The organism is Roseivirga sp., from assembly GCF_049099775.1.
GTDB lineage: Bacteria > Bacteroidota > Bacteroidia > Cytophagales > Cyclobacteriaceae > Roseivirga.
Genome location: NZ_JAGDZM010000001.1, coordinates 294,509 through 316,854 on the forward strand (window position 1 = coordinate 294,509; position 22,346 = coordinate 316,854).

At 38.6% G+C, this 22,346-nt stretch carries 23 protein-coding genes; 6 read left to right on the forward strand and 17 right to left on the reverse strand.

The genetic code is table 11. From position 1 onward, the window contains the following. The first annotated feature begins 47 nt into the window (after nt 1-47). Both JXQ92_RS01390 and JXQ92_RS01395 read left to right on the forward strand, forming a co-directional pair. Entirely contained in the window at nt 48-1,241 is a 1,194-nt protein-coding gene (locus JXQ92_RS01390) for a hypothetical protein (protein WP_421984792.1), read from the forward strand. 50 nt (nt 1,242-1,291) lie between these two features. Then, a complete protein-coding gene (locus JXQ92_RS01395; protein ID WP_421984793.1) occupies nt 1,292-3,133 on the forward strand; it encodes a Xaa-Pro dipeptidyl-peptidase in 1,842 nt (613 codons plus the stop codon). A 40-nt stretch (nt 3,134-3,173) separates the two neighbouring features. On the opposite strand, the gene JXQ92_RS01400 is transcribed toward JXQ92_RS01395, so the two are convergent. Genes JXQ92_RS01400 through JXQ92_RS01415 form a run of 4 tightly spaced genes read right to left on the reverse strand, consistent with a single transcriptional unit; the run spans nt 3,174 to nt 5,403 of the window. Continuing rightward, nucleotides 3,174-3,824 (reverse strand): NAD(P)H-binding protein, encoded by a 651-nt coding sequence (locus tag JXQ92_RS01400; RefSeq protein ID WP_421984794.1) that lies wholly within the window; start codon nt 3,822-3,824, stop codon nt 3,174-3,176. Then, nucleotides 3,782-4,417, reverse strand: coding sequence for a thioredoxin family protein (locus JXQ92_RS01405; RefSeq protein WP_421984795.1), 636 nt, complete (start codon nt 4,415-4,417; stop codon nt 3,782-3,784). The genes JXQ92_RS01400 and JXQ92_RS01405 overlap by 43 nt, the downstream gene beginning before the upstream one ends. A 39-nt stretch (nt 4,418-4,456) precedes the next feature. After that, entirely contained in the window at nt 4,457-4,873 is a 417-nt protein-coding gene (locus JXQ92_RS01410) for a YkvA family protein (RefSeq protein WP_421984796.1), read from the reverse strand. Between the two features lie 8 nt (nt 4,874-4,881). After that, a complete protein-coding gene (locus JXQ92_RS01415; RefSeq protein WP_421984797.1) occupies nt 4,882-5,403 on the reverse strand; it encodes a hypothetical protein in 522 nt (173 codons plus the stop codon). Between the two features lie 107 nt (nt 5,404-5,510). Between JXQ92_RS01415 and JXQ92_RS01420 the strand changes: the two genes are divergently transcribed. Both JXQ92_RS01420 and JXQ92_RS01425 read left to right on the forward strand, forming a co-directional pair. Next, nucleotides 5,511-5,822 carry a HesB/IscA family protein gene (locus JXQ92_RS01420; protein WP_421984798.1) on the forward strand — a complete coding sequence of 104 codons (312 nt, stop codon included), beginning with the start codon at nt 5,511-5,513 and terminating at the stop codon, nt 5,820-5,822. Continuing rightward, entirely contained in the window at nt 5,819-6,724 is a 906-nt protein-coding gene (locus tag JXQ92_RS01425) for an ATP-grasp domain-containing protein (protein WP_421984799.1), read from the forward strand. Before JXQ92_RS01420 ends, JXQ92_RS01425 begins: the two co-directional genes overlap by 4 nt. Here the strand turns inward: JXQ92_RS01425 and JXQ92_RS01430 are convergent. The 9 genes from JXQ92_RS01430 to JXQ92_RS01470 form a co-directional block, all read right to left on the reverse strand. Then, the gene (locus JXQ92_RS01430) at nt 6,707-7,159 is read right to left on the reverse strand and encodes a hypothetical protein (RefSeq protein ID WP_421984800.1); all 453 of its coding nucleotides are present in this window, start codon (nt 7,157-7,159) and stop codon (nt 6,707-6,709) included. The genes JXQ92_RS01425 and JXQ92_RS01430 overlap by 18 nt on opposite strands. Nucleotides 7,160-7,163: 4 nt before the next feature. Beyond that, entirely contained in the window at nt 7,164-8,345 is a 1,182-nt protein-coding gene (locus JXQ92_RS01435; RefSeq protein ID WP_421984801.1) for a hypothetical protein, read from the reverse strand. Nucleotides 8,346-8,362: 17 nt separating this feature from the next. Then, a complete protein-coding gene (locus tag JXQ92_RS01440; RefSeq protein WP_421984802.1) occupies nt 8,363-8,608 on the reverse strand; it encodes a hypothetical protein in 246 nt (81 codons plus the stop codon). 7 nt (nt 8,609-8,615) lie between these two features. After that, nucleotides 8,616-9,758, reverse strand: a complete 1,143-nt coding sequence (locus JXQ92_RS01445; protein ID WP_421984803.1) for a DUF4221 family protein — start codon at nt 9,756-9,758, stop codon at nt 8,616-8,618. 44 nt (nt 9,759-9,802) lie between these two features. Beyond that, nucleotides 9,803-10,093 (reverse strand): hypothetical protein, encoded by a 291-nt coding sequence (locus tag JXQ92_RS01450; protein ID WP_421984804.1) that lies wholly within the window; start codon nt 10,091-10,093, stop codon nt 9,803-9,805. 211 nt (nt 10,094-10,304) lie between these two features. After that, on the reverse strand, nt 10,305-12,188 hold the full coding sequence (locus JXQ92_RS01455; RefSeq protein ID WP_421984805.1) for an IGHMBP2 family helicase: 1,884 nt from the start codon (nt 12,186-12,188) through the stop codon (nt 10,305-10,307). Between the two features lie 18 nt (nt 12,189-12,206). After that, on the reverse strand, nt 12,207-12,572 hold the full coding sequence (gene folB, locus JXQ92_RS01460) for a dihydroneopterin aldolase (protein WP_421984806.1): 366 nt from the start codon (nt 12,570-12,572) through the stop codon (nt 12,207-12,209). Nucleotide 12,573: 1 nt separating this feature from the next. Then, complete coding sequence (locus JXQ92_RS01465; protein WP_421984807.1) at nt 12,574-13,455, reverse strand: DivIVA domain-containing protein; 882 nt, start codon at nt 13,453-13,455, stop codon at nt 12,574-12,576. A 12-nt stretch (nt 13,456-13,467) separates the two neighbouring features. After that, a complete protein-coding gene (locus JXQ92_RS01470) occupies nt 13,468-14,379 on the reverse strand; it encodes a WD40 repeat domain-containing protein (RefSeq protein WP_421984808.1) in 912 nt (303 codons plus the stop codon). Between the two features lie 147 nt (nt 14,380-14,526). Between JXQ92_RS01470 and JXQ92_RS01475 the strand changes: the two genes are divergently transcribed. Further along, nucleotides 14,527-15,147: a 4'-phosphopantetheinyl transferase family protein gene (locus JXQ92_RS01475; protein ID WP_421984809.1), complete on the forward strand. Its 621-nt coding sequence runs from the start codon at nt 14,527-14,529 to the stop codon at nt 15,145-15,147. On the opposite strand, the gene JXQ92_RS01480 is transcribed toward JXQ92_RS01475, so the two are convergent. The 4 genes from JXQ92_RS01480 to JXQ92_RS01495 all read right to left on the reverse strand — a co-directional run bounded on the left by JXQ92_RS01480 (nt 15,144) and on the right by JXQ92_RS01495 (nt 19,615). Further along, nucleotides 15,144-16,004: a transglutaminase-like domain-containing protein gene (locus tag JXQ92_RS01480; protein ID WP_421984810.1), complete on the reverse strand. Its 861-nt coding sequence runs from the start codon at nt 16,002-16,004 to the stop codon at nt 15,144-15,146. The two genes, JXQ92_RS01475 and JXQ92_RS01480, sit on opposite strands and share 4 nt — an antisense overlap. A 2-nt stretch (nt 16,005-16,006) precedes the next feature. Further along, a complete protein-coding gene (locus tag JXQ92_RS01485) occupies nt 16,007-17,635 on the reverse strand; it encodes an acyl-CoA carboxylase subunit beta (RefSeq protein ID WP_421984811.1) in 1,629 nt (542 codons plus the stop codon). 93 nt (nt 17,636-17,728) lie between these two features. After that, the gene (locus JXQ92_RS01490; RefSeq protein WP_421984812.1) at nt 17,729-18,706 is read right to left on the reverse strand and encodes an MlaD family protein; all 978 of its coding nucleotides are present in this window, start codon (nt 18,704-18,706) and stop codon (nt 17,729-17,731) included. Further along, nucleotides 18,707-19,615 (reverse strand): N-acetylmuramoyl-L-alanine amidase family protein, encoded by a 909-nt coding sequence (locus JXQ92_RS01495; protein WP_421984813.1) that lies wholly within the window; start codon nt 19,613-19,615, stop codon nt 18,707-18,709. Between the two features lie 31 nt (nt 19,616-19,646). On the opposite strand from JXQ92_RS01495, the gene JXQ92_RS01500 reads away from it, so the two are divergent. Further along, entirely contained in the window at nt 19,647-22,343 is a 2,697-nt protein-coding gene (locus tag JXQ92_RS01500) for a putative LPS assembly protein LptD (RefSeq protein ID WP_421984814.1), read from the forward strand. Nucleotides 22,344-22,346 lie beyond the last annotated feature (3 nt).

Below are 22,346 nucleotides of genomic sequence, written 5' to 3' on the forward strand. Positions count from 1 at the left end.
ATTTTCTTTACTATGAATAATAGTTACGAAATGCATATTTTCACTCCATGCGGATTAAACGCTATTGGCTTTTCATTTTTTTAACCTTTACGCTGATATCCTTTTATGGATACCAAGCAATCCAGAAGCCTATCAGCTATGATTTTGCCCCTCAATTTGACGGGAATGACTATGAACAGTTTTATCTACTTTTTGATAGCAGTACCAACACCGAAAATGTCTTTGTCAGTCACCCTTTCAGTCAACGTGTTTTAGTTCCTTTTCTAGCCAGCCTGATCAATTCAGGGGGTATTTTGAAGGACTTTCAATACATAAACCTTGTATTTACGCTCTTATCCGTTTGGGCTATTTTTCTGCTTTGGCGTAAACTAGGGTTTGAGCTAAAATGGTTTATTGCTGGGTTTACTTGGCTATTGTTACACTGGACAGGTATCATTCGATTAAATGCTTTCGACCCAATCACTGTAGATGTACCCATCTACTTCTTTCAGGCACTTTTACTATTGATAGTATTAAAAAGAAAGTTCGTGCATCTAACCTGGCTGGCTCCATTAGCCACCATTCAAAAAGAATCCTTCATTCCGCTAATGATTGTATTGCTACTTTATGCCATTTGGCATAATAGAAAGACTGAAGAAGGGTTTTATGACATTTCGTTTATTGCCGCAGGGCTTACGTTATCAATCATGGTAAACTCATTGGTCAACGCGCAATTCACCCCCTCTGAAGGCACAAGAAATTCACTACTTATGCTGGCCTATCACGCAAAAGAAGCGCTTCTTAATCCCTTTGAAATTATAAGATGGCTCGGTGCGATTAGCATGGCTTTTGGTCCTGCTATTTTCTTATCTATTAAAAGGTTTGGTATAAGCTATAGGTATGATAACACAAGAAATCTTTTGATATTATTTACACTCACTTATTTAGGCTTTGGTCTTTTGGCCGGAGGAGATATGACACGCATTATTTACCTCGGTTTCCCATTTATATTCACTTGGATAGCCTTTGAATTAAGAGATTTAAAATCAAAGCAAATTCTTATACTAGGCCTGCTTTCAGCACCACTCATGATGTTATACAGGAACATTCCAGATCCTGGGTTTTTCTGGGATTTATGGCAAAGTTGGTACCCTGAATTCGCTTCTCCTACCATAGTGTTGGCGGTTCTTAGTTATACACTCATGGTGTTTTTAGCTTTGAATTCTAGTTTCTGGCGAAAAAAGAACATTAAATTTCAATAAAGCAGAACATGCGATTAATTCGTATTTTCGATCTATATAAACTATTACTTATGGAAAGTCTTTCTTGGCTGAAAAAACCAGCCGTAATTCTCATTTGTTTGTTAACAATAAGTCAGGCCGTAATTGGCCAAACCAAGCCAGTGTTTAAAGATGGAGAAGCCCAAATTGTCGACGGTTTTAAAAATCCAGAAGATTGGATTCGTCATGATTTATGGGTAGAAACTGAATTTGATACTGACGGCGATGGCAAGTTAGATCGAATGCACGTTGACGTCACTCGACCTAAACAAACCGATACCGAGGGCTTAAAATTACCTGTAGTTTATGAATCTAGCCCATACTATGCCGGTACAGCAGGAACCGTAGATGGCCTTTTCTGGAACGTAAAGCATGAAATTGGTGCTACCCCCCCTCCAAGAGTGCATGTGGAAGTAAAACGTAGAGGCAAAAGACCTATTATCTCGAATTCACAAATTCGTACCTGGGTACCTAGAGGCTATATCGTTGTTCATTCTTCTTCTCCCGGGACAGGCCTTTCTCAAGGATCGCCAACCGTAGGTGGTGATAATGAATCTTTGGCACCTAAAGCGGTTATTGAATGGCTTTCTGGTAAAGATAATGGCTATACTTCTCCCGATGGAGATGAAAAAGTAATGGCCACATGGTCTACAGGCAACATTGGAATGACGGGTACTTCTTACAATGGCACTATACCACTTGCTGCCGCAACAACCGGTGTTGACGGACTGAAAGCAATCATTCCTATTGCTCCAAATACATCATATTATCACTACTATAGATCGAATGGTTTAGTACGGAGCCCTGGAGGTTATTTAGGAGAAGATATTGATGTATTATACGACTATATACATAGTGGTGCTGAAGACAAAAGGCCGTACAACAACAAAACAGTTCGCGATACTGAAATGGCCAACAATCTAGACCGAATCACAGGAGATTATAATGACTTTTGGGCAGGTCGTGATTACTTGAACGACATGAAACCGATGAAGGCAGCCTTATTAATGTCACATGGTTTTAATGATTGGAATGTAATGCCAGAGCATAGCAATAGAATTGCTCAAGCCGCCAAGAAAAAAGGCCTACCCACTCAAATCTTCTATCATCAGAATGGTCATGGCGGACCGCCACCTATGAAAATGATGAACAGATGGTTTACACGATACCTGCATAACATTGAAAATGGAGTCGAAAACGATGCGAAGGCGTGGATTGTGAGAGAAGACGATAAAATGTCAGAGCCAACTGCTTATGCAGATTACCCAAATCCGACAGCCAAAGGCGTTAAACTCTACTTCGAAGGTATTAGTACAAAAGCAGGTAGCCTGCTAACAACAAAAACAAAGAAAAAACAAACGGCAACCATTACCGATGATTATAATGTCTCAGGAGCCGAATTAGCCCAAGCTAACAATTCGGATAATAGACTTTTATTCGTTTCTCCCGTGTTGAAAGAAGCGCTTCACCTTTCTGGTACTTCCACCATAAAAGTAAAAGTAGGTAGCGATAAATCTGCCGTTAACTTATCCGTTTGGATGGTTTCTCTTCCATGGAATGGCGAAGAAAAAGCTAAAATTACCGACAACATAATTACTCGAGGTTGGGCCGACCCTCAGAATCATAAATCGATCAGCAAAAGTACTCCACTTACACCTGGCAAGTTCTATGATGTGACTTTCGAGTTACAACCAGATGACCAAGTAATTCCTGCTGGTCAGCAAATTGGCCTAATGATCTTTTCTAGTGACAGCGAGTTTACGCTTCACCCCGAACCTGGCACTAAGTTGATGGTTGAATTAAAAGGGAGTTGGATTGAAATACCAGTTGTAGGTGGTAAAGCAGCCTACGAAAAAGCAACTTCATCGAAATAAAATATTAAGGCTGCATCAATGTGATGCAGCCTTAATCATTCTACATTTTTCGCATAATTTCTGACTGGTAGAAATAGCAACCTTTATCTTCTTGCTTAGCTACTTTCATCATAGCATCGGCTACCTTTTCGCCACTAATAGGACGGTACTTTTTCCAAGGCCCTATAAAAGGGATAATTCTGGTAATAAGTTGAGCCAACTTTTCACCAGGTCGACTCTCATTCCTTCCTCCACGTAAAAGAGACGGTTTAAAAATATAAATCGTTCTATAGCTCAAAAAGGAAACCTGATGTTCGATTTCACCTTTTACTCGATTGTAAAAATATCTTGAGTCTATATTCGATCCTAAAGCCGACACTAAGAAAAATCGGCTTGCTCCTTCTTTTAAAGCCCTTTGTGCCAATTCATAAGGATAGGTAAAGTCTACTTTGTAAAAAGCCTCTTTCGAACCAGCCTTTTTCATAGTAGTGCCTAAAGCACAAAAAATATCGTCTGCCTTTGGAAAATTTTCCATGGTAGACAATTCATCGAAGTCAATGGTTAATTCCTGCAGCTGGTCATGCTGAATCCCGAGTGGCTTTCTCACTAGCGCAATGACTTGACCATAGTCCTTGCTGTTAAGTAACATTTGAGTTAGTGACTTGCCAATCAGCCCGCTTGCGCCGGCAATGATAGCTGTTTTTGATTCCATACATCTAAAATAGCCAAAAATTCATTTTGTAGGGTATGTCCCCTGTCTTTGGCGTACCATAAGTGCAAGAATTCGGTAAATTCCTTCCCCGATCTCTCTTGTGTTATCTTATTTTCCAAAAATGCTTTTTGCATTGGTTCTGGTCTTGGTCCCCAAGAACCTAAAACATTTAAAGACTCATCTAGAGCGATCAGCTTTGGGATGGACCTACCACCATTTGTTAAAAACTGATCCATCAATTCAAGATTATCGTCACGCAAAACAAATTTCAATTGAATATTGGAATTCAATTGAGCCATCTTATTAAAGAACGGTAAGTTTTGAGCTGCATCTCCACACCAACCTTCGGTAATAACTAACCAAGTCATAGGACTATCAATACCTGATAAATATTTAGATATAGCTGGACTTAATTTCCCAATCTTATCCCATTTACGCATTCTCTTCTGATTCAACTGTGCGTAGTTGATCATGGCCTCTGACTGATTAGCCCCAGTCGTTTTACCATCAAGTAAAAGGTTATCTAAGAATTCGCGATACTCGTTATAAGAGAGTGCTGAATCGATTAGTTGGGCATTAATTAAATGTGACATGACTTTGTTTAATGTTGTAACAACAACTAAACACTTTATCTAGGCAGAAAGGTTCGAATTTTCCCAACTTTTATAATTATCTAAGTCTTCGCTAAAGCATTTCCCCAACCAAATCAAAATTGTGGCATCATCTACAAGACCAGCAATCGGAATAAAATCTGGGAGTGCATCGAGTGGCGCAATAAAATAAAGTAGTCCTCCTACCATCATTACCATAGTTTGCCATGGTAAATCCTTGTACGTTCCATTGATTGTATTTCCAATCATGCGTGAAAGGAGCTTCAAATAATCAACAAGTTTTGTTCTGAGCGAATCATTGTCCTTAGACTCGTCGAGTTTAGCTTTTAACTTCACTAGAAGCTTTCTCAAGGCATCATTATCACTAACGATACTTTCGGCTTTGCCCTTGAACTTATTAAAAATCTTTTTCTCTCTACTTGACGGCTCTTTTGACATTTCGTTATTCAGAATAAGTGTTGTGTTTCATTTCTAACCATAGACAGGGCTTCTCCCACAGGATCTCTATCCATACTAATCATATAGGCAAATATAGCCTCCGCAAGATCTATAGCACTTTTACTTTCATCCATTTTCAGAGCAGAATCTTGCACAGCGGTTACAATATCATTTACCGTAACCCTTACTTTACTCCATACCTCTTCAGACATATATACTTGTTGTGAGAGATTATGGTTAAACTCTTCTCGAATTTCTTTCAACAATAACTGTTGAAAAGCAAAGGCACTCATCGAAGGGTCGCTCAATCTGATCAGCATATTATTCGGCGAAATACGCTCTAAGAGTAGTGCTATTCGTTCATAGGCCTGTAAACGAATGGGAATAACTGTCTCATTATTCTTGATTTTCAAATCTAACAGTCGATGATCGAACTGTTTTTGCAAAAAATTCCTTACTACCAGAAACATGGCATACATAACCAAGGTGGCAGGGATTAAAATCATCAAAAACTCTGTTGCAGTTTCCATAAACTATTGTTTGTTCAATTGATTATATCAATTAATGTCTGAAAATAGTGAGAATCTACAATAGGTATTATGTTTACATCTGAAAACGTGAAATTATTCTTACCCCTATGACGATAGAACCAGTAGGTCTTACCGAGCGAGCAATCGCCGAAGTGAAAAACATCATGGACAATAAAGGCATTCCAGAAGGCTATGGTCTTCGTATTGGTGTAAAAGGTGGTGCTGGTTGTTCGGGCATGGGTTTTATGCTCGGCTTTGACAAACCAAAAGAAGGTGATATTACTTACGCCGTTCAAGGGGTGACCATTCATGTGGAAAAAAGACAAACAATGTACCTTGTTGGTCTAGAGGTTGATTTTTATGATGAAAGCGATGCCCGAGGATTTACGTTTATTAACCCAAATAGTGCAAGCTCATGAGTAAAGCCTACGATTTCATTGTGCTCACCGATGACCGATACGTTAACCCCACAAGCTCTGAAGAGTATATTCAAAATATTCTGGTGGAAGATGGATTGGTACTCAAAGCGCTGGAAGCAAAAGGGTATCGCGTAGGCAGAAAGAGTTGGTCTGATAAAGAATTTGACTGGGAAAGCACAAAAGCTATAATATTCCGTACGACATGGGATTATTTCGACCGCTATGAAGAATGGAAGAATTGGTTGGCTCAAGTGAGCAAAATCACTGAAATGGTAAATCCATACCCTCTGATCAATTGGAATATGGATAAGCACTACCTAGGCGACCTAAAGGTAAAAGGAGTAAATATTCCTGAAACGAGATATATCGAAATAGGTGATTCAACCACTTTATCTGAGCTTCAACAGGCAACAGGTTGGGATCATATGATTCTAAAGCCTTGTATCTCTGGAGCATCTAGGCACACGTATAAACTAAATAAGAACAACTTAGCCGAGCACGAAAATCTATTTCAATCTTTGATCGAGGTAGAAGCAATGATGCTTCAGCCCTTCCAAAATAATGTGGTAGAAAAAGGCGAGATTTCTTTGATGGTTATGGGCGGTCAGTTTACCCATGCCGTGCTCAAAATAGCAAAACCAGGTGATTTCCGAGTTCAAGACGACTTTGGAGGGACTGTTCACAATTATGAACCTACTCCTGAGGAAATGGCCTTTGCGGAAAAAGCTGTTGCCGCTTGTTCACCTCAACCCAAATATGCGAGAGTAGACATTATTAAAGATAACCATGGTGATCTTGCTGTGATTGAGCTTGAATTAATAGAACCAGAATTATGGTTCAGAATGAATCCTTCAGCGGCTGATGTTTTAGCTGAAGCTATCATTTCAAATATTATCTTCTAGTAATGTCCAATCAGAGTAGTCTTCGGAGTTCATTAAAGTTATTTTATTTTTTCCTGACTCTGTCTTTTCCAAAAGTGTTGGGTACATCATAGAAAGGCCAAACTCATCACCGAGACTTTTATCAAGAAAATAGAAGTTATCTTGATTAACAACTCCCATAGAATTCAGATATATTCTTATCTCCTTTTTTGTCGCAAAATGTGTAAAAACATAGCTGATTTTCCTACTCTCTGAATGGTTCATTATAAAGCTGTAAGTTTTTTTTATACAACTAGGGCACCCGTTTTGAGGAATAATGACAATGTACTTCGTCTCTAGGTTTAAGCCTGCCATCGCTAACATCTCGAATGGAGATTTATCTAATTTACTTCGAGCAGTATCGCATGAAGCAAGGCATAAAAATATCAAGGTTAAAGCCAGGTAATTTCGTTTCATAGTTTTACTCTTTAGTCAAATTAAAGTCTAGCAAAGCCAGTTGCATAACGTCTTCATCCTCTTGTTGAGGCATGAGAACCCATAAGCCTCTTGAATCTAAAAACACGCCTTTATTTGGAATAAGATATTCAGCAGAAACAATCAAACTATCTAATAACTTAAATTCACTATCATAAGCTTCGTATAAATACTTATAAAAGAATTTACCGGCTCCATTCTTCATTTTAACATATGACTTAACATCTCCCTTAACTTTTCTTATAAAATAATGTACATTCCGATAAGGATCATATATGCTTCCTAGAATTCGTGGATTGACCATTACCAATTTAGTATACTCTAAATCCCTAGTCGTGTAAGTCCCATTATCCGAATCTAAAAGCTCAAACTCTCCCAATATGTCTTGTGATTGCAATTCTATTTTCTCCACTCTATCCTCCTTAATTCTAAAAATATTCCCTGGAACAGGATATGTTATGATCAAAGACGAAGTTGATTTATTAAAACTAACTCGAGATTCATAGAACTCAATTTGACCACTTTTAGGTAAGCGTTTGAAATTTAAATCTTTGTAAGGTATTGGTTCTTTGAGATAATCATACTCACGAGTTTTCATATCAATTTTAATCACTGGCGGTTTTGAATTGTTAAAAGAATTATGAGCAACTTGAAGGCCCATATAAACTTCGTTCTTGACTACAACAATGCCACCAAAAGTATTTGACATTCGGGGGTAAGGGACTTGAGCAAAATCGAATTTTGAACCAAAATCGTACTCATCAATTTTAAGTCCCTCTCCATTCACTAAACTCAGTGCCAATTTCCCAAAACGTGCAAAAACAAATATGGAATCTTTGTTATGGTAATGAACATAATAGGGTTCCTGACCAACATTGTTAGGCCCAAAAGTCTCAAGACTAGTCTGACCTAAAATTTTGCCTGTATTAACATCAAAATATTTAAGCGTTTTTGTAATTTGATTAAAATAAACAAGCGCATTTCTATCATCTGCATAAGAAAAATTACTGCCGAAGTGATTGGGGTAAGCAGTTTCAGCATCTAAATCTAAAGTTAATACCTTCCTTGTTTTCGGTATTTTTTCAACTTGGGCATTAACATTTAGTAAGCTGAACAAAAATATAAACCAAATTAATGGTTCGTAGAGTAATTTTAGAATAACCTTCAATTGATTAATATAAAATACTAAATAGGCATTAGGGCATTTCCAGAACAAACTTTCTTTTCTTCTGGATTTGGAGCACCCATATCAGCTCCTGTACATTGCTTTATGATTAGCTGTTCTCCATTTTCCGACAATACCGTTTCATCACAATACCCCATTTTTATTACTGGCATATATAAACAATAGTCTTCCGTTGGAGGTATGAAATACCCATAACCCAAAAAGGATACAAGTATAATTGCAATCGTTGTAATTTTTAATTTCATAATTATATTATTTTAGTTTTACTTCTAATAACGTAAACTTCATTTCATTTTCATCATCCGATTGAGGTTGCAACACCCACAGTCCGCCTGGCCCAACAAACATTCCTTGCTCAAAAAGTAATTTCTCGTCAGTAAACTCGCTTGATGCTATCTTCATAAATGATTCGTTAAAAACATCAATGAAGAATCTCTGAAAGATTTTTACTTTTTCTCCCCTCTTCCATTTGTTAATATCCCCCTGCTCCATGCCCAATCTAATCACCCTGTAATAATGTTTAGTAAATGGATTATACAGTATACCGTCATACCTAGGGCCCTTAAAAAAAACCTCATATGTGTGTTCTTGATTCGTGTACTTTTTTATGTCCTTTTTAAGAATAACAAATTTGTCAAATTCGTGATTCCTTCCATCAATAACTTGAATGCGGTTTTTCTCATCAATAACAAACAAATCATGATCCATTGGGTAATTAACAACCAAGTGATCTTTTTCAAAATTATACGCTATTCGAGAGGAGAGTAGTTTCTTGTGATAAGGAATTTTTTCGGTTTTAATTTTACTGTACGGCAATGGCTCCATTAACTGAGACACCTCACCGCTATTCAAATCTAACTCTAGTAAAGGTGCATAATTCTTAACTTTTGAAGACCTTAATATCCTTAAGCTTGCAAACAGCTTATCCTTCACAACTATTATACTACCATAAACATCAGTGAGAACTGCATAATGCTGCGGAGCATCTAAATCATCAACAACATTCAAATTATAAGACCTCAATTTAATCCCATTGAAATCGTACAAACCCAGCTCTCCATGATTTAAATGTGAAAAGATAAAGATTGAATCTTTGTTGTGGACATACATCACTTGAGGTTTCTTACCAGTACTATTAGGACCAATCCTTGGGATTCGTATTGTATGATTAACAGTATTTGATTTGAAATCGAAAAACTTAATCGACGAGGTTATCTGATTTAAGTATGCAATGGCATCTAATTCATTTACATATTGAAAATAACTACCAGGTATCCATGGGTGTGTTGTTTCCTTATCAAGTCTCAGCACCTTTTCAAAGGATTCGAATACTTCATATTCCATAGCACCCAAACTCTGTTCTTGAACAACTTGAGCACTAATCGAAATAGGCAAAGCCAGACAATAAAACAGACTAGCAAAAATCAAAACCCGGCTCATCAATAAACTAAAGGCATTGGAATAAGCAAATCCCCAGAGCACCTACTAAGTACAGGACTACCAAAAGGCCCTTCATGATCATACTCACAAGAAAACATTGTAACACCTTCACCATTATATATCACCCCAGATTCGGCAACACAATAATAATTATCAGCAACGGGATTACCATTCATGTCTTGAGCTCCAGAAATACACAAGCTCCAAGCCGTTGGGTCATATGACAAATAGGAATAGGCACTCATTGACATCCAAATGAGTGCTGAAGCAATTATTAATTTATTTTTCATAATTAATTTTATTGAATAAAATTTAATAAACCTATTTAATCATATTTTTTTATTGATTATTTCTTATTTTCATTGTTTACATGTAGAAGTAAATAATATATATTTTCAAAAAACTCTTGTTGATTTTATAAAAAAATAAGACTCCTTTTCAACTAAAAAACAATTGACGTCAATGATTTATGAAGCGCTTTATAGATTCAGGATGAAACACTCAATACAAAAACTCGAAAGCGCTTTTATATCCGCCTATTTGCTGGGTGTAGTCAATTACGGCGTTAAAGAAACTGTCTTTCCCGAGCGTAGCCGAATCGCCAATAATGACCAATCGCGTTTTTGCCCTTGTCATCGCCACATTCATGCGACGATACTCTTTCAAGAAGCCAATTTCATTCTTGTCGTTACTCCTCGTTAGGCTGATATAAATAACATCTCGCTCCTGCCCTTGAAATGCATCGACTGTATTTACTGAGATTTGCTCGCGCACGGCATCGAAAGCGGTGTTCTTCAATACTAAGTCTCTTAACACCTCTATTTGCGCTTTATATGGAGCAATAATACCCACTGAATGATTTAAAGAGAGATTTGTAGACAAATGTTTTATCACAAGATCCGCCTCGTCACTATTGTAAGTACTAAGAGTTTCTTTCTTTACCTTTTCATCAAACCCGCAGCCTGCTGTATCGATAAATACGAAATGTTCATATTCTGCATTCTTATCTCTAAGTAAAACTTCATCCGCAGTTACTAATCCTCCTTTGTAAAAATGATCCCCCGAAAACTTCATAATATCAGGATGCATGCGATACTGAGCAGATAGCATGACTGACTCTTCAATATGATGAATAGCTTTTTCAAAAAGTGTTTCAGCCAAACCATCTTTCGCAGCCTTCAACGATTTAATAGTCGGAGGTAACTGTAAATGATCACCCGCCATAATAACTCGATGGGCTTTTCTAATGGCAATCCAACATGCTGGCTCTAAGGCTTGAGAAGCTTCGTCTATAAAAATCGACCTAAACATTCTATCTCTTAAAAGGTAATGCGTAGACCCTGTTAACGTACAAGCCACTACTTGAGACTCATCCGCAAGATCTTCCATGATTTGAGACTCGATTCTATCCGCATCTTCTTTAAACATGCGCGCCTCTTTCATGACTAATTTTCGCTGCATACGCTCTTCATGACCAAAGTTGCGCTTATATCTCTGAGCCATTCTTCGGTACTCATCAGATCGCTTCCTAATTTCTTTTAATTCTTTAAAAAATGGATGTTTTGATATTTTTACATCCAAACTATTCTCAATTACCTCTGGGGTAAGCCTTGCCGGATGCCCCAAACGAAGTACTTGGATACCAAGATTATCCAGCTTTTCAACTATCAAATCAACTGCCGCATTGCTTTGCGCACAAACGAGCACTTGCTTTTCTGATTTTACTACTTCTTTAATCGCATTAACGAGCGTTGTTGTCTTACCAGTTCCGGGAGGTCCGTGAATAATTGCGACATCTTTGGCATTAAAAATTTGAGTGAGGGCTTTATTTTGCCCTTCATTGAGGTTCACAGACTGAAAGTCGTGGCCGTTCTTGAAAGAAGCCTTTTTTGCACCATATAGAATTTCACGCAGATCGGCTAAACGCCCTTTATCCGCATTAATAACTTCCTTCAATGCCTTATTCATCTCCCTATAAGTACCTTCATCGAAAAGCAGGTTAACACCAAGTTTACCATGCTTGAGCCAATCAGGAAGTTCATCAGAATTTAGCACCACTTTCATCTTATCCTTTCGGACAAAACTTACTACTCCGGAAACTGTATCGGCATCGGCATCCAAACCCGAAAAAACGCTAACTACTCCACCAACTTGAAATGCATGGTTCTGTTCAGGATGGGTTGTTCTTTCAAACTCAAGCGTATATCGGTCTCCTGTGCTTATATACTTGTTATTTATTTGAACAGGATACCAGGTTACACCTTGTTTTCGGCGCTCTTCAACTGAGGTGTGAAGAACTTTTCGCTCGTATTGGGCATAGTCCTCGGCTTTCTCGAGTTTCAGAAGTTCGAGTAGCGATGAAAGGGTTTCTTGTGCCTTTGTCATATTATCTTTCTGCCAAAGCTACTCGCGAGTGCGAATCATTGTGATTTTAGACTGATTCACGGGGCCTCCAACAGGTGGATTTTTCTTGGCAACAGAGATTTCAATCGAAGATGCTTCACTGAACATATTGAAAAGTCGTTCTAGTATTTTTTGCGCCAAACGTTCTAAGAGCTTCGTTGAGATAGACATTTCTTCCTTTGTAATCGAATAGATGTCCTCATAATTGACCGTACCTTCCAGATTATCTGTTTCTGAGGCCGTGGAGAAGTCAGTTGTTACATGAACGTCAACAATAAAATCATTCCCTTTCTCACGTTCTTCTTCATAAAAACCATGAAAGGCATAGAATTCCATGCCTTCAAGAGAAACAATATCTTTATTCATTTTAGTCGAATTGATCGAAGAACGAACCGCTTTGTTTAGATTCTTTTGATGTACCTTCAGTTGATTCTTCTTCTGCCTTCACTTCAGCAACTGGTGGTGTTGCTTCTTCAATAACTTCTTGTTCCGCTTCTACTTCTTGAGATTCTTCAGCTACAGATAGATCGGCCGACGGCATTTCATCTTCAATAACAGGCGAAGTTTCTTCCACATCTTCAGGTGCGTCTTCAACCATTTCAGAAATACTCGCTTCAGCAGCCTTGTGTTCGTTTTCAACAATAATCCTATCGACATCTACTGGTTTAGATGTGCTGTCGTTCACTTCTCGGCTAAGGTCTTTTCCTTTTTTGATGTGCGATTTAATTTCGGCAGGGAAATCTTCGTGACGTTCGATTTTACTTAAAATATCGCCGGCCAATAATTTCAAGTCAGAAATAAGGCTTGTTTTATTAGAGTCAAGGCTTCTAAAAACTTGTTCCAATTGACGGATTTCATCTTCCATGTCGTCAATCACAATTCTAGCTCTATTTTCCGCTTCTTCAATGATAGACCTAGCTCTAGATTTGGCTTCGTTCATTAAGCCATCAGCCTTCATTTCGGTCTCTTTCATATGCAGCTCGGCAGTTTTAGTAGCCTGCTCTATCATATTAGACCCTGTATCTTCAGCCGTCTTTAAAGTCTTGAAAAGGGAGTTTTCTACTTCTCTTAGTTTTACTACCTCATTTTCAGCTGACTCTAGCTTCAACTTGAGTTCTTTACATTGATCATTTAGTCTCTCCCATTCTATAGAAAGAGAATTTAAGAATGCACTTACTTCATCCTTATCGTATCCACGAAAGCCTTTTTCGAATTCCTTTTGCCTAATCTCAAGCGGTGTAATATTCATACTTACCGAAAATTAAATTTTGATATCCCAGATTGATATACTTCGGTCGTCACTGGCCGACAATAATAGATTGTTGTAGTTTGTCCAAAGCACCTTGTTGATGGAAGTACCGTGACCTGCATGTCGCGCTTTGTCAATAACTTTAAGGAGTTGGAAAGTCCTGGCGTCCCAGACCTTAATGGACTTGTCCATGCTACAAGTTACAAAATGTTTGCCATCAGGACTAAAATCCAAATGGTTAATTGCGAACATATGAGCTACAATCGATTCTCTAAGCTGATATCCGTGTTGCGGATCCCATACTTTTATGTGAGCATCTCTACTACCACTTATTAAATAACGCTGATCGGGTGAGTAACGTACCGTAAAAACAGAAATTTTATGTGCTTGAATTTCTTCTATCAAGGAGAAATCCACCAAGCTATAAATACGGATAAAATTATCGCTAAAACCGACTACCAAATGCTCGTGAATCTCAGAAATGGCAATGCTTCTAGCACTCTTTTCAGAGGCTTGAATAACATGAATTGTTTCTAAAGTGGTAATGTCAAGAATATGGACTTCGCCATTAGCTAAGGCAACAAAAATCCGATCCTTTAATACTTTGATATCAAATATGGCGCTTGTCCCTAGTTTGATTGACCCGACTTCAGTCATTTTCTCTAGGTCGATTAGATGAATTCCATCAAAATTCTGACCGATAATGAGAACGTTTCTTTCAGGGTAGTAACACAAGGCATAAACCGAACTCGGCACCTTAACGATCACTTTTCCGCTTTCAAGATCATTTAAATCCCAAGATGCCACAACTCCATCTCCTCCACTGGAAAAAAACATATTTTCCTTAGGGCCTTTTTCCAACGTATAAACACAGTCGGAATGACCTGCTAAGGTCTTGATTTTCTCTACTTCTATTTTTGGCATCTTTAAAAAGGTACTACCTTCGGTTGGTTACAAAACTACAGTGTATAAGGTTCTAAAACGAAGAGTTCTATAGATTCTCTGTCTTTTTCCTGAACTATTGATACCTTTTATTTTAAGCTTAAAGTTGATATCTACCAGTCGCAATTAATGCCTATTTTATTCAAAAAATCGATCAATGACACTGTCTCTTATTTGGTATGGGAAATTTCTGAATCTGAGGATGAACTGTTGTCTCATCTGAACTTGAATGATGAAGAGTGGTCGGACTTTGACCGTATTAAAGTGGGCATACGCCGATTAGAGTGGCTTGGCGCTCGAACTGCTTTGAAGCATTTGGTGAAAGAAATTGGTCAATTTTACATTTTTAAAGATGGCTTCGGAAAACCTCATTTACGTGATAGTAACATTGGCATTTCTATTTCGCATACAAAGGGTTTTGGAGCTGCTGCCATTAACTTAAACGGACCTATCGGGATAGACATTGAACATCCACGACAACAGATTTTAAAAATTGCTCATAAGTTCCTACATGATTCTGAGAAATCATGGGCAGGTAAAAGTGTAGAGCATCTCACGAAAATTTGGGCAGCCAAGGAAGCACTTTACAAGCTTCATGGCCGTACTCAATTGACATTTGCAGAACAACTGATCATCTCTAATGTCAATTTAGATAAACCGGCTGGATCTATAATTGAGAGTAATATATCAAGAACCTATAAACTTGCTTACAATTCTGTTTTAGGTCTTGAACTATGCTGTTCTTATTAGCCTTCTTTTTTGTTGAGGACTTTTAATAGGACTCCTAATTCTTCAACTTTATCAGCATGGCCTAGTTTCTCATGAGAATTGATAAGGTTTCTCAACATTCGAGAGACTATATCAATATCATCACATGGTTCGTAAAAGATATCATTTGCCGAAAGTTTCAGGTTGGCGATGTACTCATCAATCTCTTTTCTAGAGAAAACTAACCCTCTATTAAATGCATTTATATAAAATTGAACCTCGTCTTTTTTGTAAGTCATTACAAAGAGATTAGGCAGATTGACTCCGTAAATTGGCATTTTCAGCTTTTGTGCTACCAACATATAAATGATACAAAGTGTAATCGGGTTGCCTTTTTTTGTTTGGAGCACAACATTTAGCATTGAATTTCCTGGAGAATGGAAGTTCTTCGTATTCGCCCCAAAATGGAGTTTGCTAAATAACACCGAATTTAAAATCTTGATTTGATCTACGGGGTGGATATCTGCTTTAAACTCAAGCCAGACTTCGTAGTAGATCTGTTCAAGTTTTTTAGATAGGTCTTCGAGCTCTAAATCAGGGTACTGATAGGTGTTTATCAGCCAGACTCCTTCCAGCAAATCTTTTGCGCCGCTTACTTTCCAAGCATATAGTTTTTCTTTGAGTAACTCAAACTGCAAACTATGTACTAATTCTTCGATGCGTTTTTGAACTACTGGATTGAAGCTATTTTCCCACTCAAATTCCAAATAAGGAATTATATGTGTGCCCAAGGATCTGATTCTTCCTTCTACATGTTGCACTATCTCCACATCGTCATCTTCCAATAACGATACTAGCGCTTTCAGTTCTTTATTATTTAGGTTTCCCTCTTCTAGCATATTTAGGTTTGGATAACCCCAACATTAAATTTTTCTGTAATTGGTGCTTGGTTCGCTACTGCAATCCCTTTTGAGATGACTCGACGTGTTTCTCTTGGATCTATGATTCCATCAACCCAAAGTCTTGATGCGGCATAGTATGGACTTAGTTGTTCATTATACCGTGCTGTAATTTCGTCGAGGAGTTCCTTTTCTGCTTCGGGTGTAATCTCTTTACCCTGTGCTTTCAAGGAAGACACTTTTATTTGTAATAGCGTTTTAGCGGCTGAGGCACCACTCATAACTGCCATTTTTGCTGTTGGCCAAGCATATATCAACCTTGGGTCGTATGCTTTTCCGCACATGGCGTAGTTTCCTGCACCATAAGAGTTACCTGTTACTATGGTGAATTTTGGTACCACAGAGTTAGCCATGGCGTTTACCATTTTTGCACCGTCTTTGATAATACCTCCGTGTTCGGCCCTGCTACCCACCATGAAACCACTCACATCTTGCACAAAAACTAAAGGAATCTTACGTTGATTACAATTCATGATGAACCGAGCAGATTTATCAGCGGAATCTGAATAGATTACTCCACCCATTTGCATTTCACCCTTTTTCGATTTTACCACAATCCGCTGATTGGCAATAAGGCCTACTGCCCAGCCATCTATTCTTGCGTATCCACAAACTATAGTTTGCCCATAAGCTTCTTTATACTCATCGAATTCCGAATCATCAACAAGACGTTTGATTATATCTTTTACATCATAAGGCTTTGCTCTGTCTAGAGGCATTAAACCCATAATTTCCTCTGGATCGAGCTTTGGTTCTTTCGGTTCGGCCCTATCAAAACCGGCTTCTTCAAATGCACCTACTTTATCGAAAATATTTTTAATGTAATCGAGACAGGCCTCATCATTTGGGAATTTGTTATCGGTAACACCCGATATTTCACATTGTGTAGTAGCTCCGCCGAGTGTTTCATTGTCTACAGATTCACCAATTGCTGCCTTTACTAGATATGAGCCTGCTAGAAAAATAGAGCCTGTTTTATCAACTATTGCCGCTTCGTCGCTCATAATTGGCAAATAAGCTCCACCTGCCACGCAACTCCCCATAATGGCAGCCACTTGAATGATGCCCATTGAAGACATTTTCGCATTGTTCCTGAACTGCCTTCCGAAATGTTCTTTGTCTGGAAAGATCTCGTCTTGCATTGGTAAGAAAACGCCGGCACTATCTACTAAATAAATAATTGGCAATCTATTTTCCATTGCTACTTCCTGAGCCCGCATATTTTTCTTAGCGGTAATTGGAAACCATGCCCCGGCCTTTACGGTAGCATCATTGGCTACTATAACGCATTTTCTTCCACGTACTTCACCTATACCAGTCACCACACCTCCAGAAGGGCAACCGCCATATTCTTGGTACATACCTTCACCCACGAATGCACCTATTTCCAAAAAGTCTTTTTCGCTATCTATGAGGTAGGCAATTCGCTCTCTGGCTGTTAATTTACCTTTCTTGTGCTGAGAAGCTATTTTCTTTTCTCCACCACCTAGTTTAACCTTAGCTAGTTTAGTATCTAACTGAAAGACCAATTGACGCATTTCATCGTCATTCTTATTGAATTCAATATCCATTGAGGCTTGATTTAACCAACAGAGTTGGCATTAAATTATAGTTTACTTGTGCCTAAATTAGACCCAAGAATCTACTTTTCAAACGTAAAATGATTAGCGATCCTTTTTCTTCTTTGTTGCTACCGCTCGACCGTCGGCTGGTGGACGATTCTTTCTACCAAATAGTGAGAAATGCATATACCGTCTTGGATTGTATCTGAGGTCGATAAAAAGGCTATCTAAATCCGCCATTGTTTGGTTAAGGGTATTATAAAGAGAATCGTCAGACATTAATTTACCCAAGGTCCCATCATTAGAGTTCAATCGATCTAAAAAAGTCTGCGTTCCAGAAAGCACTGAATCTAATTGACTGAGTCGTGATTCTATATCAATAGTATTGAGCTTTTCTCCTAACTGCTGGTACTCGGCCATTAATGGTTTCAGCCCGCCCATGGCAGCAACTAAAGAATCGGTGACATACTCTATTTTCAACTCTATCTGCTCAAGTGAGTTTCTTCCTTGCCTTGCCAGTGGCGCCAATTCTTCAGAGAATGCTTTAAAATTATCTATAGCAAGCGCAATGGTGTCTTTTCTGTTTACAAAAGGGCTTAAAGCATCTTCTAGATCGTCAACAAGTGAAGTCAACTTGTTTGCGGCGCTTCTTCCTTCTTCTGTCAATAGTTCTGTAATACTTTTATCAACGTCGCCACGAAGCGTATCTCCTGGAATAAGAATTCGGTTTCCTCCTGGTTTAATATAAAGTTGAATTTGTGTACTCCCGAGTAAATCGGCTTGCGCAAGCCTGGCATAGGTGCTATCGGTAAGGTTTATAGTTTTATCTACCGCTAAGGTTACTAAAATAGCATCGTACGTATCGTTAATGAACTTTCGCTCAATTACGCTACCTACATCTAGTCCATTGAGAATAACACGATCACCTTTTTTAAGCCCACTAACGTTCTGATAGCTAACATAATAAGTATTTAATGGCGAAAACACATCCAGACCCCGTAGGTAATTAAAACCTATGTATAGAGCGCCTGCCATAAGTGCTATAAAAAGCCCAACCTTAAATTCTTTTCCTTTTGCCACTTAGTTTCCTGTTGATTCTATATACTCAAAATAATCTCGAATCGCTCTAAAAATTGCGGATGCAAGATAGTCTTGTACTTCTTTATTCCCTAAGTCCTTTTCTTCTTTTGGATTTGTAAGATAGCCTAATTCAATTAAAACACTAGGCATATATGTACTCCAAAGTACCCAAAGACTAGATTGTTTTACACCACGGCTCTTTCTTCCGGCCCGTTTTATAAACTGCTGTTCAATATTATCGGCAAGTATTATACTATTCTCTTGATAGGCTTCTTGCTGAATTGAAAACATAATATCAACCTCTGGTGAATTCGGATCAAAGCCTTGATAAATCTCTTGATAGTTCTCCTCGAGCAAGATTACAGAGTTTTCTCGCTTTGCTACTTCAAAATTACGGCCTTCATTTTTTGTTCCCATTACAAACACTTCTGAGCCAGAAACTGATTCATAACCCGGATTCATGGCGTTTGCGTGTATTGAAACGAATAAATCTGCTTCTGCATCATTGGCCATAATGGCACGAACTTTGGGGTGACTGTACACATCTTTTTTACGTGTGTAAATCACTTCAATGTTATCTGTAAGCGTTTCTAAATATTTGCCAACCAATAAGGTAACGGGAAGCACTACGTCTTTTTCTTTGAGATTTTTACCGCGAGTTCCAGGGTCTTTTCCACCGTGCCCCGCATCTAACACCACTTTGTATTTTTTACCCTTTGCTGAAGTGGCTTGCCATGCGCTTAGAGGCTGGCAGAAGACGATCAAGAAGCAAATGAGAAGACTAGAATTTTTCAATTTGATGTAAATGGAACGGTTGATTAAAATAACTTTACGCAAAATTCTAAAAAATTCGGCAAAACCGAAAAGTACCTTGGTTTCAAAACGGCTCATTTTTGTAATACTATTCACTTTTATATCTCTTGGGTATTTAAGCGCTCAAGTGGCTATTAAACCTGATACCACTGTAGCCCTTCAAAACCGTGCCGAATCTTTAGCTGACAACGAACTACCTAGCGCACAAGATACAATTCCTGGTGTACAAGATTCACTTAAAGTTGAGGTTAATGGCATTGAAACCACAATTGAGTATTACGCTAAGGATTCCATCATTACGAGAACTAAAGATAATACGACCTACCTATATGGTGATGCAAGAATAAAGTATGATAAAATTGACTTACTCGCTGCTATCATCATCATCGACAGGAACAATAACGAATTGATTGCTCGGGGAGTTCAAGATTCTACTGGAATTTGGAGAGGCCGACCTATTTTTCAGGATGCACAGGGCGTTTATGAGACAGAGGAAATACGGTATAACTTTATAACTCAGCGTGCACGGATAAAAGGCGTAGCCACAGATCAGCCTGATGGACAGCTCCAAGGAGATGTGATTAAGCGTAATCCTGATCAGTCCGCGTATATCTTAAATGGCAAATACATTCCTTGTTTAGATGACCCTGACGCACAAACTTTTATCAAAGCAAAAAAGATTAAAATTAACCCCGGCGTGAGCGTTATTACGGGACCATTTCTCCTTTATGTAGGGGGAATTCCCACGCCATTAGGCCTCCCCTTTGGATACTTTCCTGATACTCGCGAGGCAACTTCAGGTATTCTCTTTCCAAAATATGGAGACGAACAGCGCAGGGGTTTATTTCTAAGAGAAGGTGGTTGGTATCAGGCATGGAATGAGAAGGTGCATTCTGCTTTTACAGCTGATGTTTATTCAAAGGGTAGTTGGGGGCTTAAAGCTAGAACGGTTTATAAAAACAGGTATAAGTATAGCGGCTCACTTGATGTAAGCTTTAATAGAAACTACACCAACCCGTTAACCGATGAAAACCCGTTGGACTCTCAGGATTTTTGGGTATCATGGACACACAGACCTGACTCTAAAGGTAGAAACTCAAGGTTTTCGGCAAGCGTTAGAGCAGGTACAAGCTCGTTTAATCAAAACAACCTTTCTACTGTTAATTTTAGTAATAATATCCGATCCGAATTTAGGTCGAACGTGAACTTTAGCGGAACTATTCCTCGATCGCCATTTAACTACACCATCAGTGCTAGGCACAATCAAAATGTGCAAACCAAAATTTTGGATGTATCACTTCCTGAATTTGGCTTAAATATGAATCGTGTTTATCCGATGAAAGGCTCTAAAGCCGATATCTTAAAAAGCTTGAATGTTGGCTGGAGATTTAATGCATCGAATAGAATAACCAACTTAGTTAGGCCAGGAACAGCAGGCTTTGATATAGCGAATAGAACTGACGCGACCGATACCATTGCCGTTCAGTTCCAGACTTTAGATCAGCTACTGGACAATGCAACGAACGGTGCGCAACACAACATTGATCTTTCTACCTCTTTTTCAATTAAAGAATATTTCAACTTTACTCCTTCTTTTAATATTCAAGAGCTTTGGTACTTAGAAGAGTTGAACTACCAATATCTGGAGGACGAAAATGCTGTTAGAATTGATACTATCCGTGGTTTTAGCCGGGCAATGACTTACAGCGCAGGTGTTGGCGTTTCTACACAAATTTATGGGATGTATCCTGCTAAGCGATTAAAAAATATCGAAGCCATTAGGCACATTGTTACACCTTCAATAAACTTTACCTATCGGCCAGATTTCAGTGAAGAACGATTCGGATACTATCAGACCGTTCAGACCGACACGGCTTCTGACGGCAGTCCTATTACTCAGCAACTATCAATTTATGATGGTTTCCGGTTTGGAAGCCCTACTTTAGGTGAAGCTGCCGCTTTAAGTTTTCAAGTGAGCAATAAACTAGAAATGAAGGTGAAGAACGACACTGCACAATCTAGGAAGGTATCTATAATTGATAATCTCTCGCTTGCGGGAGGATACAACTTTCTTGCAGATTCTTTCAAACTCTCTACTATAGCGATTACTGCCAGAACATCTCTTTTTAATAAAAAAGTGCAGATTAATATGGGTGCAATCTTAGACCCGTATACTTATGTCACCTCCACTAGCGAGGGAATTACTTCAACACAACGGATCAGTAAGCTGGCTTTAAGGTCTAGCCAAGGGCTAGGAAGATTAACAAGTGCACGTTTTTCATTGAGTACCAACTTAAACTCACGGGCTAATTCTTCGAATAGTCGTAGTGGAGCAGGTGGTTTTGCGGGTGGTGGGCTTGCCGGTGAAGGTGATTTAGGTAGTTTTGGAGAAGGTGGTGATAATCCTGGGCAATTTGGTTCCTTAAATGATGGTGGGATTCGAAGTGCCGTACCGGAATATTTCTACGATCCGAATGGATATGTGGACATTACCATACCGTGGAATATCAGGCTGAGTTTTGACTATAGTTATCTATGGACGACTACCGGAACCACAACTAGGCAATCTGTAAAGGCCAATGGGCAACTGGAGTTAACGCCTAAATGGCAATTGACTTATAATACGGGTTACGACTTCGACCAAAAAGAATTTACCCAGACTTCTATTGGTGTTTATCGTGATTTGGGTTGTTGGGAAATGAGGGCTAACTGGATTCCTTTCGGTGCTTTTACTTCTTACACGATAGATATACAAATAAAAACTTCTGCGCTTAAAGATCTTAAGATCAGTAGACGCAGAAGTCAATTCGATAGAAGTTTCTAATTG

Excerpts from the sequence above, each read along its gene's own strand:
- JXQ92_RS01390 (WP_421984792.1), top strand. The coding sequence starts at position 48 with ATGCGGATTAAACGCTATTGGCTTTTCATTTTTTTAACCTTTACGCTG.
- JXQ92_RS01395 (WP_421984793.1), top strand. The coding sequence starts at position 1,292 with ATGGAAAGTCTTTCTTGGCTGAAAAAACCAGCCGTAATTCTCATTTGT.
- JXQ92_RS01400 (WP_421984794.1), bottom strand. The coding sequence starts at position 3,824 with ATGGAATCAAAAACAGCTATCATTGCCGGCGCAAGCGGGCTGATTGGC.
- JXQ92_RS01405 (WP_421984795.1), bottom strand. The coding sequence starts at position 4,417 with ATGTCACATTTAATTAATGCCCAACTAATCGATTCAGCACTCTCTTAT.
- JXQ92_RS01410 (WP_421984796.1), bottom strand. The coding sequence starts at position 4,873 with ATGTCAAAAGAGCCGTCAAGTAGAGAGAAAAAGATTTTTAATAAGTTC.
- JXQ92_RS01415 (WP_421984797.1), bottom strand. The coding sequence starts at position 5,403 with ATGGAAACTGCAACAGAGTTTTTGATGATTTTAATCCCTGCCACCTTG.
- JXQ92_RS01420 (WP_421984798.1), top strand. The coding sequence starts at position 5,511 with ATGACGATAGAACCAGTAGGTCTTACCGAGCGAGCAATCGCCGAAGTG.
- JXQ92_RS01425 (WP_421984799.1), top strand. The coding sequence starts at position 5,819 with ATGAGTAAAGCCTACGATTTCATTGTGCTCACCGATGACCGATACGTT.
- JXQ92_RS01430 (WP_421984800.1), bottom strand. The coding sequence starts at position 7,159 with ATGAAACGAAATTACCTGGCTTTAACCTTGATATTTTTATGCCTTGCT.
- JXQ92_RS01440 (WP_421984802.1), bottom strand. The coding sequence starts at position 8,608 with ATGAAATTAAAAATTACAACGATTGCAATTATACTTGTATCCTTTTTG.
- JXQ92_RS01450 (WP_421984804.1), bottom strand. The coding sequence starts at position 10,093 with ATGAAAAATAAATTAATAATTGCTTCAGCACTCATTTGGATGTCAATG.
- JXQ92_RS01455 (WP_421984805.1), bottom strand. The coding sequence starts at position 12,188 with ATGACAAAGGCACAAGAAACCCTTTCATCGCTACTCGAACTTCTGAAA.
- folB (WP_421984806.1), bottom strand. The coding sequence starts at position 12,572 with ATGAATAAAGATATTGTTTCTCTTGAAGGCATGGAATTCTATGCCTTT.
- JXQ92_RS01465 (WP_421984807.1), bottom strand. The coding sequence starts at position 13,455 with ATGAATATTACACCGCTTGAGATTAGGCAAAAGGAATTCGAAAAAGGC.
- JXQ92_RS01470 (WP_421984808.1), bottom strand. The coding sequence starts at position 14,379 with ATGCCAAAAATAGAAGTAGAGAAAATCAAGACCTTAGCAGGTCATTCC.
- JXQ92_RS01475 (WP_421984809.1), top strand. The coding sequence starts at position 14,527 with ATGCCTATTTTATTCAAAAAATCGATCAATGACACTGTCTCTTATTTG.
- JXQ92_RS01480 (WP_421984810.1), bottom strand. The coding sequence starts at position 16,004 with ATGCTAGAAGAGGGAAACCTAAATAATAAAGAACTGAAAGCGCTAGTA.
- JXQ92_RS01485 (WP_421984811.1), bottom strand. The coding sequence starts at position 17,635 with ATGGATATTGAATTCAATAAGAATGACGATGAAATGCGTCAATTGGTC.